This window comes from Pedobacter sp. CFBP9032 (assembly GCF_034045265.1).
Lineage (GTDB): Bacteria > Bacteroidota > Bacteroidia > Sphingobacteriales > Sphingobacteriaceae > Pedobacter.
On sequence record NZ_JAXCWE010000001.1, the window covers coordinates 283,715 to 298,498 of the forward strand.

The 14,784-nt window shown below is 39.2% G+C and carries 10 protein-coding genes; 7 read left to right on the forward strand and 3 right to left on the reverse strand.

Features of this window, described 5'->3' with window-relative positions; translation table 11 throughout:
- Window positions 1–46: 46 nt before the first annotated feature.
- The 7 genes from mutL (at window position 47) to SOM16_RS01295 (ending at window position 10,384) form a co-directional block, all read left to right on the forward strand.
- Entirely contained in the window at window positions 47–1,885 is a 1,839-nt protein-coding gene (mutL, locus tag SOM16_RS01265; RefSeq protein WP_320462170.1) for a DNA mismatch repair endonuclease MutL, read from the forward strand.
- Window positions 1,886–1,991: 106 nt separating this feature from the next.
- On the forward strand, window positions 1,992–2,732 hold the full coding sequence (locus SOM16_RS01270) for a rhomboid family intramembrane serine protease (RefSeq protein WP_320462171.1): 741 nt from the start codon (window positions 1,992–1,994) through the stop codon (window positions 2,730–2,732).
- Window positions 2,725–3,579 carry a rhomboid family intramembrane serine protease gene (locus SOM16_RS01275; RefSeq protein ID WP_320462172.1) on the forward strand — a complete coding sequence of 285 codons (855 nt, stop codon included), beginning with the start codon at window positions 2,725–2,727 and terminating at the stop codon, window positions 3,577–3,579. The genes SOM16_RS01270 and SOM16_RS01275 overlap by 8 nt, the downstream gene beginning before the upstream one ends.
- The gene (locus SOM16_RS01280; protein WP_320462173.1) at window positions 3,579–4,703 is read left to right on the forward strand and encodes an endonuclease/exonuclease/phosphatase family protein; all 1,125 of its coding nucleotides are present in this window, start codon (window positions 3,579–3,581) and stop codon (window positions 4,701–4,703) included. The genes SOM16_RS01275 and SOM16_RS01280 overlap by 1 nt, the downstream gene beginning before the upstream one ends.
- A gap of 105 nt (window positions 4,704–4,808) precedes the next feature.
- Window positions 4,809–5,441 (forward strand): NAD(P)H-dependent oxidoreductase, encoded by a 633-nt coding sequence (locus SOM16_RS01285; RefSeq protein WP_320462174.1) that lies wholly within the window; start codon window positions 4,809–4,811, stop codon window positions 5,439–5,441.
- A 177-nt stretch (window positions 5,442–5,618) separates the two neighbouring features.
- Window positions 5,619–8,345 (forward strand): carboxypeptidase regulatory-like domain-containing protein, encoded by a 2,727-nt coding sequence (locus tag SOM16_RS01290; protein ID WP_320462175.1) that lies wholly within the window; start codon window positions 5,619–5,621, stop codon window positions 8,343–8,345.
- A gap of 1,748 nt (window positions 8,346–10,093) precedes the next feature.
- Window positions 10,094–10,384 carry a hypothetical protein gene (locus SOM16_RS01295; protein ID WP_320462176.1) on the forward strand — a complete coding sequence of 97 codons (291 nt, stop codon included), beginning with the start codon at window positions 10,094–10,096 and terminating at the stop codon, window positions 10,382–10,384.
- Window positions 10,385–10,529: 145 nt separating this feature from the next.
- On the opposite strand, the gene SOM16_RS01300 is transcribed toward SOM16_RS01295, so the two are convergent.
- From SOM16_RS01300 to SOM16_RS01310, 3 genes are read right to left on the reverse strand one after another with little or no spacing between them, the layout of a single operon-like run.
- Complete coding sequence (locus tag SOM16_RS01300) at window positions 10,530–11,489, reverse strand: D-glycerate dehydrogenase (RefSeq protein WP_320462177.1); 960 nt, start codon at window positions 11,487–11,489, stop codon at window positions 10,530–10,532.
- 51 nt (window positions 11,490–11,540) lie between these two features.
- Window positions 11,541–12,338: a DUF4249 domain-containing protein gene (locus SOM16_RS01305; protein WP_320462178.1), complete on the reverse strand. Its 798-nt coding sequence runs from the start codon at window positions 12,336–12,338 to the stop codon at window positions 11,541–11,543.
- A gap of 3 nt (window positions 12,339–12,341) precedes the next feature.
- Window positions 12,342–14,666 carry a TonB-dependent receptor gene (locus tag SOM16_RS01310; RefSeq protein WP_320462179.1) on the reverse strand — a complete coding sequence of 775 codons (2,325 nt, stop codon included), beginning with the start codon at window positions 14,664–14,666 and terminating at the stop codon, window positions 12,342–12,344.
- Window positions 14,667–14,784: the final 118 nt, after the last annotated feature.

The window sequence follows — 14,784 nt, forward strand, 5'->3', positions numbered from 1 at the left end:
TTAAGCTTATTTTCTATAATTTAGCGAATTCACTTTGCCATAATACATGACTGATATTATCCATTTATTGCCTGATGCTGTTGCTAATCAAATTGCTGCCGGAGAAGTTGTTCAACGGCCAGCTTCGGCGGTAAAAGAACTGCTTGAAAATTCTATTGATGCCGGCGCAGACAAAATACAACTGGTGGTTAAAGATGCCGGAAAAGCATTAATTCAGATCGTTGATAATGGTTGTGGGATGAGCGTAACCGATGCACGTATGTGTTTTGAACGACATGCTACTTCAAAAGTAAAAAAGGCCGAGGATTTGTTTGCCATCCGCACCATGGGTTTTCGTGGCGAGGCCATGGCATCCATAGCGGCAATTGCCCAGGTGGAAATGAAAACCCGCCGCCATGAAGATGAAATCGGCACTTGCATTTCTATAGAAGGCGCACAAGTAATTGCACAAGAACCAGTTGCAACAACTGCCGGAACACAAATTTCCATCAAAAACTTATTTTTCAACACGCCTGCTAGAAGAAATTTTCTAAAAAGCAATCCGGTAGAAATGCGCCATATTATTGATGAATTTCAACGGGTGGCATTGGCACATCCTGGTGTATTTTTCAGTTTATACCACGATGGGACAGAAATCTTCAACCTTCCGAAGGGAAATCTGAAACAACGCATCGTCCATCTTTTTGGCAACAACTATAACGAACGTTTGGTGCCTGTAGAGGAAGAAACCACTATCATTAACCTGAAAGGCTATATTGGCAAACCCGCTTTCGCAAAGAAAACCCGGGGCGAACAATTCTTTTTTGTAAACAACCGTTTCATTAAAGATCCTTATTTAAATCATGCGGTAAGTTCTGCCTTCGAAGATCTTTTACCCGACGACAGCTATCCGCTTTATGTTTTATTTATTGAGATTGATCCGGCAAAAATTGACGTGAATGTTCACCCAACCAAAACTGAAATTAAATACCTGGATGAAAAATCCATTTATGCGATTTTAAAATCGGCTGTTAAGCGCTCGATAGGTAGGTACAACATTGCCCCTACGCTAGATTTTGATCAGGAAACCGGTTTCAGTAATATGATTACCCACAAGGCAGTAGAAGATATTGTTCCACCGAGCATCAACTTTAATCCGGATTTTAATCCCTTTGCGAGTGATAGCAGTTCTGTTTCCGGCTATGCATCTTCCCCAAGAAATTACGATGCAAAACCGAGCGCTAAAAACTGGGGATCATTGTATGAAATTACAGATCAACCGATTATAGAACAAACGTCGATTTACGAGGAAGATACCAATGAGTTGGAAACGCCTAAGAAACAGTATATGCAGTTGCACAATCGCTACATTGTTTCGCAGATCAAATCTGGCTTAATGGTGATTGATCAGCAAATGGCACATGAACGAATCCTTTACGAACGTTTCCTCGTACATCTCGATGATCGAAAAGGGGCCTCGCAACAAAGCTTATTCCCACAAACGATTACTTTAAATGCCAATGATTTTGAACTGGCCAAAAGTTTATTGGATGATATAAAAAGTTTGGGCTTTGATGTACGGGAATTTGGTAAAAATACGTTGGTGGTAGAAGGAGTTCCCGTCGACTTAGGCAGTGGCAGTATTAACGAAACGCAACTGTTTGAACAATTAATTGAAGGTTTTAAAAACACTCAGCAGGAATTAAAGTTAACTAAACGTGATCGCCTGGCCAGGAGTTTAGCGAAAAATAGCGCCATTAAAGCTGGCACCGCTTTAGCACAGGAAGAAATGAATACCTTGATTGATGAACTTTTTGCCTGCAAAACGCCTAACTTTAGCGTGAGCGGAAAACCAATAATCCAAACCATTACCCTTGGAGAATTGGATAAGAAGTTTGAGAAGTAAGGGGCAAAGAGTAAAGGGTAAGGAACAAAGAGTAAGAGCAAAGAGCAAGGAACAAAGAGTAAAGAGCAAAGAACAACGAAAGACCATAAATAACGAATACTAATAAATGAATAACATACATATCCCACCAGTAGTAAAAAACCTGCTGATTATTAATATTTTATTTTTCCTTGCTACTTTATACTTCGAAACAAAAGGGATCAGATTAGGCTTCAGCCTTGGTGCTTTTTATTTCGATTCGCCACTAGCGAAACCTTGGCAGCCGCTTACCTACATGTTTATGCATGGTGGCTGGGCGCATATTTTCTTCAACATGTTTGCCCTTTATTCTTTCGGCACATTATTAGAAAGCCGTTGGGGAGCTAAGAAGTTTTTAACATTCTATTTAATCACCGGACTTGGCGCCTTAGCATTACAGTTGGGTGTACAGGCATTCGAAACTTATCAGTTAACGGGAGCGGTGGTAAATCCTGGAGCAGTTTCAATTGATTTTGCATCCAACATGGTTCAATCAAATGTGAAGGGCTTAAATAGTGAGCAACTAAACAAATTGATTGAGATTTACACGACTCCAATGGTTGGCGCATCTGGTGCTATTTTTGGTTTATTAGTGGCGTTTGGCATGCTTTATCCCAATGCAGAGCTTATGATTATGTTCATTCCAGTACCCGTAAAGGCAAAATACATTATTCCTTTTTATATTTTAGTAGAGCTATTTTTAGGCATCGGCCAGTTTGAAGGCGATTCTATTGCTCATTACGCACACTTGGGTGGGGCTTTAATCGGCTTTATTCTTGTTAAAATATGGAAGGATAAAAACACAAATTTTTACAATTATTATGAATAATACTTTTAAAGATTTAAAGTATAAGATCTTTCAATCTGGCAATCCATTATTTTTCTACATTGGTATTAATGCCATTTTATTCCTGGCCACAGCAATCATCTCTGTATTTTTGTTTTTAGGCAAAAGCGACTTTATTGTAGGGGAATGGATCAGGGATTATTTTGGGGTGCCTGCGGCGGTTTCATCACTACCAACCCGCTTCTATACGGTACTAACCTACATGTTTTTTCATGATGGCTTTCTTCACCTCTTGTTTAATATGCTTGGATTATTCTGGTTTGGAAACATTTTCATGAATTTTTTAAACAGCAAGCAGTTCCATTTCGTGTACCTTGCCGGTGGTTTTGCCGGAGCGCTGATTTATATTGCGGGTTTAAACATCTTTCCTGCTTATGCCGGCGGTTTGGTTGGTCAAACGGTTATTGGTTCTTCTGCTGCAGTAATGGCCATTATTGTGGCTACGGCTACACTCGTTCCAAACTATACCATTATGCTGATGCTGATTGGCGAAGTAAAAATTAAATGGGTAGCAATTGCTTATTTCCTGATTTCATTTATTGGATTATCATCTGTTAATGCAGGAGGAAATCTGGCCCATATTGGTGGTGCCATTTTAGGCTTTGCATTTATAAAAAGCTTACAAAGTGGCCGCGACTGGAGTAAATTATTTGAGCGAAAACCAAAACTGCGGGTAGTTAAAAATGAAACACCACCAGTTAAAAAGCCTGCTTTTAAAGACGTTTCGCAAAAAGAAATTGATGAGATCTTAGATAAAATTTCATCTTCAGGTTATGATAAACTGACGCCAACAGAGAAGGAAAAATTGTTCAAAGCAAGCAAAGATTAATGGCAAACAAAAGGTACAATTTACTAGATAAGCTTTTATTACCCATTGCAATTATATTAGCAATCGCATTGATATTGGGAACAGTTGCAGGAAACATGGATCCAAGACAACACCCCATTATTGCTTTTTTTGGCTTGGCTTATCCATATTTTTTATTTCTTCACCTCATTTTTATCGCCTGGTGGTGCATCAGCAAAAAATGGATTTTTGCACTGGCAAGCATATTAGTCATCGCCTATGGCTACAAAACACTAAGGGCAACTTTTTCCATCAGCGGAGATGAGGGGCCTGAAGCGAAGATTGAAAACAGCATCAGGATGATGACTTACAATGTTCATAATTTTAAGTTATATGGAGGCGAAAACGATGAATCGGTAAAAGAGAAGATGCTTCAGGTGATAAGTGAGCAAAACCCTGACATTATCTGCTTTCAGGAATTTTATACCCGTTACAAAGGAAACTTTGATACCATCGACAGCCTGAAAACGATCCTAAAAACAAAACATTTCTACTTCGTACCCACGAATAAAAATGATTACGAAGCCATTGGTTTAGCTATTTTCTCCAAATTCCCCATTAAGCATTCTGGCAAAATTTCTTTCGCAGAGGGTTATGCCGGAAACATGAGTATCTACACCGACTTGGATATTAAAGGCCAGACTTTAAGGGTGTATAATGTGCATTTTCAATCCATTTCTTTTGAAAAACAGGATTATGAATACCTGGATAAGGTGAAGGAAATGAACACGCAGATTCAACCGTCTAAACGCATCTTAAGAATGCTAAAAAGTGCATTTTTAAAGCGAAGCAGTCAGGTAGATGAAATGAAAAAGGAAATGGATAACTGCAAAATACCCTACCTGATTGCCGGCGATTTCAATGATACACCAGCTTCTTACGTAGTAACACAGATTACGGAAAAGCTAAATAATGCCTTCATTAAAAAAGGATCTGGATTTGGCACTACCTACAATGGTAAATTTCCAAATTTCCAGATCGATTATATTGCTACTTCAAAGGATTTGGAAGTGTTGAATTATAAAATTGAAAAGGCAAAATTATCCGATCACTTTCCTGTTAGAAGTGACTTAAAATTTATCTCTAAAACTACAGAAGCAAAATAATCTGCCTTCAATCCTTTACCAATTCATGGCAGATTAATTATTAACATAAATCAATAATTACAGCTGATTTAATTTCGATCTTCAGCTGCAAAAAATCGAAAAACTATGAGCACAATAGATGCACTAAACTGGCGCTACGCCGTTAAAAAAATGAACGGCGAACCGGTAGAACAAGAAAAGGTTGATAAAATTATAGCAGCTGCGCACCTGGCTCCAACATCTTCGGGTTTGCAACCTTTTAGGGTAATTGTAATCACTAACCAGGATTTAAAAGAAAAAATCGCACCTATTGCTTATAACCAATCGCAGGTGCTGGATTCTTCTCACTTATTGGTTTTTGCAGCTCAGGAAAATTATACAGGTGAAGGCATTGATAAAGTATTTGATAGAATGAATACCGAACGTGGTTTGCCATTAGATACAACTGATGCTTATAAAAACCAGTTAAAAACAACTTTATTATCAAAATCTGCAGAAGAAAACTTCCATCATGCTGCTAAACAAGCTTACCTGGCTTTCGGAGCAGCCATTGTTGAAGCCGCAGTATTAAAGGTAGATGCTACTCCAATGGAAGGTTTTGATGCGCCTGCACTGGATGAACTTTTAGGCTTAAAGGAAAAAGGTTTAAAAAGCGTAACCCTATTACCACTTGGCCACAGAGATGAAAATGGCGATTGGTTGGCTAACCTTAAAAAGGTTCGTACCCCGAAAGATGAATTTTTAATTGAGATAAAATAAGATATTCAACATCAATTTAGAGTGGTCAACTTTAATAGCAATCTGGCTAAAAAGTTGACCACTCTTTCTACACGATGCAACTGTATTTTATGTAAAAAAGTGTTAAACATGATGACAATTTAGGCGCTCTATTTTTAATTGGATATATTTACAACCTAAGTATTTAATTTCCAATTCATGAAAATTTTTAGACTATCCCTTTTAATACTCTCCTTTCTCTTCACTATAAACTTCTCTTCTTCGGCACAAACCGATACTGTTAGCATCAATACCCTGATCAGCAAAACCAGTAAAGCCCTGAATGATTATCCATCAGAGAAAATTTACCTTCACTTTGATAAACCTTATTACGCCATAGCAGATACCGTTTGGTTCAAGGCTTATGTTACAGAGAATCAAAACCTACTTTCTGGGATCAGTAAAATTATATACGTTGATGTAATTAATCAGAAAGATTCGCTGATTCAAACCATCAAATTGCCCATTACAGGTGGCGTGGCAAATGGAAATTTCCCGCTGGATCAGGTAAACTATAGACAAGGAAATTATCATGTGAGGGCCTATACCATGTGGATGCTTAATTTTGATAGTCCGGCGTATTTTAATAAAACTTTTTTTGTTGGTGAGGCGATTGATAAAGAAGTAAAAACACATATCACTTATAAAAATACATCAACCGATAAACTGGAAAAAATTGATGCCCGTGTGCAGTTCAAAGACCCTAATAATAAACCTTATGCCAATAGAAATGTGAGCTGGCAGGTGGTTACCAGTTACACCGTTATTGCAAAAGGAAGAGGTACAACAGATGCAAATGGTTATTTAACCATCGCGATGAGTGCCAATCAAAAAGCAGAGTATCAGTTAAAAAAAGGCGAGCTGATTACCAGCATCAACACCACAGATAAAGATGTGGCAAACAATAGCTTTACTTTGGCTAATGCCATTTTAAGTAAAGATTTTCAATTCTTCCCGGAGGGAGGAAACCTGATTACAGGTTTAACCAATAAAGTTGCAGTTAAAGCAATTAAGAGTGATGGTTTAGGGATTAATGCAAAAGGAACGATTACGGATAATACCGGCAAGCAAGTGGCTACATTTAATGCACAACATGTAGGAATGGGAAGCTTCGATTTATTGCCTGAAAGTGGAAAGACTTATAAGGCTAATGTAACTTATGATGATGGAACAACTGCTAATTATGATCTGCCTGCATTAAGTGAAAAAGGGATAAAAGTAACTGTTGATAACAGCGACGCAGAAAATATTCAGGTAAAAATTCTTGCTAACGATGGTTTTTTTGAAGAAAACAAAGGGAAAAAATTCTACCTGGTTGCTCAAAGTAAAGGAGTAATTTGTTATGGTGCACAAACTGCTTTATCCAATAAAGAATATAGTTCAACCATCTTAAAATCAAAATTCCCATCAGGCATTGCACAGTTTACCTTATTTACTGATGCGGGCAAACCACTAAGCGAACGTCTGGCTTTTATTCAACATAAAAATAATATGGCAGTAGCTTTAACTACCGCAACACCATCATACGGTGTAAAAAAGAAGGTAAAGGTGAACGTTGCTGCTAAAAAAGATGGTGCACCAGTGGAAGGAAATTTCTCTGTAACGGTGGTTGATGAAACCAAAGTTCCGGCGAATGAGGATGCCGCCAGCACCATTTTAACAGGTTTACTATTGAGTAGCGATCTTAAAGGTTATGTAGAAAAGGCCAATTATTACTTTAATACACCAGACGCAAAGAAGAATACAGACCTTGATAATTTGTTACTTACGCAAGGTTACCGCACCTTTAATTACAGTAATATCCTTGCTGGCAGCCTACCAAAAATCAGCTTCTTGCCAGAGCAGGGAATTGAAGTTTCGGGGATATTGAGAATGAATAATGGGATTCCGGTTAGGAAAGGTCAGTTGTTATTAACCATTCCTGATAAACGTTTCAATTTGGAAGGCACTACCGATCCGGTGGGAAATTTCAAGTTCCAGAATTTAGTTTTAAACGACTCATCTAAAGTAACCATTACGGCAAAATATAATGTTAACTTCAGGGCAATGGCCATTAGCTTAAACGGCTCTCCGGTACCAAGCTTAACCCGTAATTTCAGCGCAGCTGAAGAAGTTTTAAATATTGATAGCGCACTTACGACCTATTTAGATAATAGTAAAAAACAATATTCCTACCTCCATACCTTAAAGGACGTTACCATTAAGGGTGCTGTTATTCCTAAGGTTACCCATAAAGATTATCCTGCACTAACAGGCTTAAGTCAGATGGCGGATCACGAAGTTACCGGCGACCGTTTACAGGGTTGTGCTTTATTAATTAACTGTTTACAAGGTATGCTGGCGGGTGTAACCTTTCAGGATAATAATTTTTACGTAACCAGAGATTTTAACGCAGGAAAACGCATTCCGATGGGAATTTTCATCAATGGTATGAGCGTAGACGTGAATCAGATCAACACTTTAAATCCAAATAATATCGAATCGATTGAAGTGTTTTTAAGAGATGAACTGGGATTGGTAAACCGTGCAAATAATGTGAATGGTGTTATTGTTTTCAACCAGAAGAAAGCGCCAAAAGGAACTAAAATTTCTAAAGCGCAATTGCTGGATATGATTCCTAAAAATTACGAAGTAACTTTCTCTCCGCAAGGTTATAACAAAGAAAAACAATTTTATTCCCCTAAATATGATGTACCGGCAAATATGAATAGAAATGATTTGCGTACCACTATTTACTGGAATCCGAAAGTGATTACCGATGCGACCGGAAATTCATCCTTTGAATTTTATAATGCAGATGGTAAAGGGCAATATAAAGTAATTATCGAAGGGATTGATACCAATGGAAACTTAGGTAGATCGGTATTACGTTATACGGTTAAATAGATTAATCTCCGTGTATTTGATCCCCTTAAATCTGTGTGGGGATATTTTAACCATATAATCTAAAGGGTTTCCAGCTGATTACGGAGATTTAGGAGATTTTTATTAAAAAGATGATGATTTGGTTAAGGCACTTTCTGGAAAAAGTGCTTTGACTAAATCACTATGCTAATGTTAATAAGAAAATCATAACTCCAATATTGAACTTCGCTATTGCCGCCCTACTATCCGGCTTAGGGTTTAAAAGGATCTTATCGCGTCCTGGCCGGACGGGCCTTTTTTCTTTTGACAGCAAAAGAAACAAAACTGCCGGCTCGCAATTTTTTTATCCAAGTCAGTAGCTGGGCTTGGTCAGTGCCATCCCAAAAAATTGACCATGCCGGTCTAAGACCAGAACGAAGAAACAGTGGTTTGGCCTTGTTGGATAGTGATAGCGATCGACATTCTTCTTGTTATAAATCTAAGTCTGCATCCTAATTCTCCTCATGCTATGGCCACCCTGCTATCCGGCATAGGAAATGATGGAAGGAGAAAACGTTAAAGCTTCAACCACAATCTTTCATACCCCCACAACCCAAGGCAGCGCGTTCTCTCCCGATTCTTCATCGGGTGCTTGTGCTGCCGAAATAAAGCTTTAACGAATTTATCCGACATCAGGTCCAAGCCTTGGGTTATTCATAAGTTGTTTATGTTTTCATAGGCATTCATGAGCTCGCAGAAAAGCTCGGTTTTGCTTCTTTTTGTTAAGAAAAAGAAGAGAGCCCTTCGGCGGCTAGCCGAGGCAAGCCAGAGTAGTGGAAATAAGTTTTCGGCAGGTGATGACACCAGCCGATAGATGATTACTCCAACTAAAATGTCTTTACGCTTCGTGTTAAAAGAATTCTATGTTGTCCTGGCCGGACGGGCTTCTTTTCTTTTGACAGCAAAAGAAACAAAACTGCCGACTCGCAATTTTTTTATCCAAGTCAGTAGCTAGGCTTAGTCAGTGCCATCCCAAAAAATTGACCATGCCGGTCTAATAGCAGAACGAAGAAACGGTGGTTTGGCCTTGCTAGGTAGTGATAGCGATCGCCATTCTTTATAAATCTAAGTCTGCATCATACTTTATCATCGTGCTATGGCCACCATGCTATCCGGCCTAGGAAATGACGGAAGGAGAAAACGTTTAAAGCTTCAAACACAATCTTTCAACCCACCACAACCCAAGGCAGCGCGTCCTCTCCCGATTCTTCATCGGGTGCTTGTGCTGCCGAAATAAAGTTTTAACGAATTTATCCAACATCAGGTCCAAGCCTTGAGTTATTCATAAGTTATTTATGTTTTTATAGGTATTCATGAGCTCGCAGAAAAGCTCGGTTTTTGTTACTTTTTTGATCAAGCAAAAAAGTAAAAGCCCTTCGGCGGCTAGCCGAGGCAAGCCAGAGTAGTGGAAATAAGTTTTCGGCAGGTGATGACACCAGCCGATAGATGATTACTACAAAAAAATGTCTTTTACGCTTCGGGTTTAAAAGGATATTATCGTGTCCTGGCCGGACGGGCCTTTTTTCTTTTGACAGCAAAAGAAACAAAACTGCCGGCTCGCAATTTTTCTGTTAAAGTTAGTGAGTAGGCTTGGACATTGCCACCCCAAAAAATTGACCATGCCGGTCTAAGAGCAGAACGAAGAAACGGTGGTCTGGCCTTGCTGGGTAGTGATAGCGATCGCCATTCTTGTTATAAATCTAAGTCTGCATCATAATTCTCCCCATGCTATGGCCACCCTGCTATCCGGCCTAGGAAATGATGGAAGGAGAAAACGTTTAAAGCTTCGAACACAATCTTTCAACCCACCACAACCCAAGGCAGCGCGTCCTCTCCCGATTCTTCATCGGGTGCTTGTGCTGCCGAAACAAAGCTTTAACGAATTTATCCGACATCAGGTCCAAGCCTTGATTTTTGGCTACCTTTTTATCAAGAAAAAGGTAGAAGCCCTTCGGCGGCCAGCCGAGGCAAGGCTGCGCAGCGGAAAAAAGCTTTCGGCAGATGATGACACCAGCCGATAGGTGAAAAACTTATAAATCTAATGAAGCACCTCGCTACGACCACCCTACTATCCGTCTTAAAGATTTCCGCAGGCGCGACTAATAAATTCTGCGGTGATGATTTGAATCTGCGTTTTTAATCTGAGGGAAATTTAATCCTGTCTCATTACCAAATAGGATACGGTAATTTCTTCCCATCCAATCCGGCAATGATATTTTCAGCAATCAGATTAGCCATTGCATCCCTTGTTTCTTCTGTTGCAGAGCCTATATGAGGTAAAACCGCTACACTATCCATATTTAACAGTGGATTATCTTTTTTCATTGGCTCCGGATTGGTCACATCCAGGCCAGCCCCCCAAATAATTTTTTCTTCTAAAGCCTGAATCAGGTCTTTTTCGTTATGAATTCCACCTCTTGCAGTATTAATGAAAATCGCCTTCGGTTTCATCTTTTTGAAAGCCTCCATTGAGAATTTGCCTTTGGTTTCATCTGTTAATGCTGTGTGTACAGAAATCACGTCGCTCTGTTCCAGTAGTTCATCAAAAGAAACATATTTAGCATTAACTTCCCGCTCTGCATCTTCATTACGAGATCGGTTATGGTAAATCACCGGCATTTGAAAAGCCCCTGCACATTTTTTTGCCATTTCTAAACCAATTTTCCCTAGACCGAGAACACCTAAAGTTTTGCCATTCAGCTCTATTCCAAGTTCTGGTGTGGGTTCATAATTGTGCCAGTCGCCGTTAATAATTTTCTTATGCAGGTAAAAAGCTTTTCTCGAAACTGCCAGCATTAGTAAAAAAGCCGTATCAGCCGTGGCGCCACTAAGTACACCCGGCGTATTGCCAACAGGAATGTTTAACTTTTTGGCCTCCTCTACATCAACCTGATCAAAGCCTACGGAGTGGAGCGCAATTACCTTTAAATGTTTACAGGCATTTAGAAATTTAGCATCAATTTTATTGGGGCCAACACTCACCAGGGCATCTTGATCCTGGCAGGCTTCCACCAACTCGTCAGCAGAAATTTGTCTGTCTTCTTCCCACCGGGTGATTTCAAATCCATGTTCTTCGAGCTGCGTAAAACCAACCTGTGCAATATTACCACTTACAAATACTTTCATACTTTAAAAACAAGGAACCTTTTCAGGAGTTTTAATATTCTAAAATCATTGTTACTTTACCGTGGCATTCATCCTTTGGAAAGTATTCGCACTAAAATAGCCTAATGCACCATTTGAAATGTTAGATGTTGGATTTGAAGGCGTTGTACCCTGATTTGGTCCTCTGCCATCCTGCTGACTTAGCGCAAACCAATAATTAAAGATGTTTGAATCAATTCCTTCCATCTCAATACTGAAATTGTCTCCACTTTTTAAACCATCATCGTCGTCATTGGCTTGGTAAAACAGTTGGACACGAAGGTTATTTCCATTGGTTAAACGATCATTTTCAACAAAAATCCGATCAGCAAAAACCCCGTTTATATACAGATTAAAATGATAAGCATTACTTTCTTTTGCAGGATCAACAAAAAAAGCGGCAGCCGTTTTACGTTCCTCTCCAAAAAAAGAATTACTAACTACACCAATCGAATCCAACTTAACGGAATTGGGCATTTTAGAACTGGCCTGGTAGTTTTTACCCTCAGCCGTTACGTCCATGGTATAGGTTACACCATAAACACCCCTCATTCTACTCACGTAGATACCAGGTGATTTTTCCGTAAAAGCATAATTATTTCCCCGGCTGTCTGTTACCCTAACGGTGGCTCCGGTTACTTTCGGATAAACCCCTACTTCATCATAACCAACCGTTTTAGTGATCAGGATTTGTTGCTCCATTAATCTATCAACGATTTTTCCTTCGATCACGAGTTGAGGTTCGGCATTTTTAGTATCGATTTCTATGATTTTGGTACAAGACGTAAGCCCGGCAGTAACAATCAACAGATATAAAAAAAGTTTTTTCATATTTTAAAATTTAAAATTCCAGGTAACAGAAGGAATGATGCCAAAAAGAGAAGTTTGTTCCGCAGCCGTTCTACCAGGGTTTGCCGGATCGTTTATAAATTCTATTGAATACGGGTTCTTTCTGGCCAAAGCATTATAGACCCCAAAGTTCCAGCTCGACTGGAATCTGCCTTTCCGTTTTCCCTCAAGCGTTGCGCTCAAATCCAGTCGCATGTTATAAGGCATTCTGCCCGCATTCCTTTCGGTATAATAGTAAATAGTTTGGCCACCAACAATATATTTACCTGCCGGAAAAGTAACCGCATTTCCGGTGCTGTAAATGAAACTGGAAGAGAATGTCCACCGTTTATTGAGATTATAAATACCCACAACAGATAAATCGTGTGTACGATCCTGCCTTGCCGGAAAGTAGTTTCCATTATTTAGCTGCGCAAATTTCCGCTCAGTTTTAGATAGGGTATAGCCTACCCAACCATTCAGTTTTCCAAATTTCTTTTTAAAAAATAATTCCAAACCATAAGCCCGACCGATACCGTAAAGCAATTCTGATTCTACATTGGAATTGGCAAGCAATTGCGCTGCATTTTTATAGTCAATCTGGTTTTGCAACCATTTATAGTAGACTTCTCCTGAGAGTTCATAATTATTTTCATCGAGGTTTTTAAAATAACCCACCGCTACCTGATCTGCAATTTCAGGTTTGATGTTATTACTGCTCAACACATATTGATCGGTAGGTGAACTTGATGTGGCATTGGTTAAAATGTGTATATTTTGCGTATTCCGGTTATAAGATGCTTTTACAGAGTTTTGCTCATTAAATAAATAACTAACGGAGAAGCGAGGCTCCAGATTGAAATAGTTTTTATGGAACTTCCCGCTGCCTACGGTTTCTGTGCTGAGGATGTTGCCACTTGCATCGTATTGGCTAAAGTTACCCGGACCTAAAAGTGAAAAAGCAGCTAACCGAAGGCCATACAGGAAGTTCAGCTTTTCACTCGCCGCCCATTCGTCTGACACATAAGCAGCGCTTTCCAAACCATACCGTTTTTCTTGCGTAAGTGGATTTACCTGAGATGCCTGACTGGTCGTGATATCAATTGGAGAAATGCGATGATGCGTGGCATTTAGTCCAAACCTTAGCGTATGCTTATTGCTGAAATATTGAAAATCTTCTTTAAAATTGAAATCCCGAACCAGTGACGTTGCCTTAAAGTTAGTTACATCGTTCAGCAACCGCACCGTATAATTGTAGTTGTTATAAATGAGGGAAGTATTGGAGAACAAGCGATCATTAAAAATGTGATTTAAGCGAATAGTTGTAGTTACATTACCCCAGTTGTTTTCGAAAAGATCCTTAATCCCAATATTATCTTTACCGAAATAACCGGAAAGATAAATGGTATTTTTATCATTGATCTTGTAGTTCGCTTTGGCATTGATATCGTAGAAATTTAATGTACTTCCGTTAATGGAAGAATCTGGAGAGGCCCTTAAAAACAGATCAATATAAGTTCTCCTAAAACTCACCATAAAAGATCCTTTATCTTTAACAATCGGTCCTTCTGCTTTTAGCCGGGACGCAATCAGGCCGATTCCACCTTGAAATTTAAATTCTTTGTTATTGCCGTCGTCCATTTTCACATCCAAAACAGAAGATAAACGCCCGCCATATTGTGCAGGCATTCCGCCTTTATAAAGACTTACATCTTTGATGGCATCTGCATTAAAAGTAGAAAAGAAACCTAACAGGTGTGATGAATTATAAACCACCGCTTCATCCAGAATAATCAAATTCTGATCGGCAGCGCCACCACGAACGTAAAAACCTGTGTTTCCCTCGCCACCAGATTTTACACCGGGCAGTAATTGAATAGTTTTTAAAACATCTTTCTCACCAAGTAAAACGGGGATAGAATTGAGAGATTCCATATCAATTCTTTCCAATCCCATCTGCGCACTTTTAACGTTTTCATTTTTACGGTTATTGGCACTTACCGTTACTTCGGCAAGGTCATTTGCCGTTTTCAGTTCTTCGTTCAGCTTAATGTCTTTATTTAAATCGATGTTTTTGGTAACAGGAACATAACCCGTGTAACTTATGGTAACCGTGTAAGTTCCCTGAACTTGGGTCAAAGCAAAATAACCATATCCATTGGTTAAGGTGCCAGCACTTGCCGAACCCGTAATTTTAACGGTTGCACCAATGAGCGTTTCGCCAGAGCCCGCATCGCGAATGGTACCGCTTAACGTGAATTTATTTTGCGCAAAAACGGATGAACTGAGTAAAAGCAATGAAAGAACAGAAAGGTAAAATTTTATCAGCATATAAGCGCAACTTTTGAGATGAAGCCCCAAATGTACGAAATACAAAATGATGTAGACGTGACGAATCTGTTAACTAAAGTGTGTCTTGAAACTTGATAAAAAACTACTTAAAACAACG

What these genes read in the sequence shown, in the direction of transcription:
- mutL (WP_320462170.1), top strand. Translation starts at nt 47, where the DNA reads ATGACTGATATTATCCATTTATTGCCTGATGCTGTTGCTAATCAAATT.
- SOM16_RS01270 (WP_320462171.1), top strand. Translation starts at nt 1,992, where the DNA reads ATGAATAACATACATATCCCACCAGTAGTAAAAAACCTGCTGATTATT.
- SOM16_RS01275 (WP_320462172.1), top strand. Translation starts at nt 2,725, where the DNA reads ATGAATAATACTTTTAAAGATTTAAAGTATAAGATCTTTCAATCTGGC.
- SOM16_RS01280 (WP_320462173.1), top strand. Translation starts at nt 3,579, where the DNA reads ATGGCAAACAAAAGGTACAATTTACTAGATAAGCTTTTATTACCCATT.
- SOM16_RS01285 (WP_320462174.1), top strand. Translation starts at nt 4,809, where the DNA reads ATGAGCACAATAGATGCACTAAACTGGCGCTACGCCGTTAAAAAAATG.
- SOM16_RS01290 (WP_320462175.1), top strand. Translation starts at nt 5,619, where the DNA reads ATGAAAATTTTTAGACTATCCCTTTTAATACTCTCCTTTCTCTTCACT.
- SOM16_RS01295 (WP_320462176.1), top strand. Translation starts at nt 10,094, where the DNA reads ATGGCCACCCTGCTATCCGGCCTAGGAAATGATGGAAGGAGAAAACGT.
- SOM16_RS01300 (WP_320462177.1), bottom strand. Translation starts at nt 11,489, where the DNA reads ATGAAAGTATTTGTAAGTGGTAATATTGCACAGGTTGGTTTTACGCAG.
- SOM16_RS01305 (WP_320462178.1), bottom strand. Translation starts at nt 12,338, where the DNA reads ATGAAAAAACTTTTTTTATATCTGTTGATTGTTACTGCCGGGCTTACG.
- SOM16_RS01310 (WP_320462179.1), bottom strand. Translation starts at nt 14,666, where the DNA reads ATGCTGATAAAATTTTACCTTTCTGTTCTTTCATTGCTTTTACTCAGT.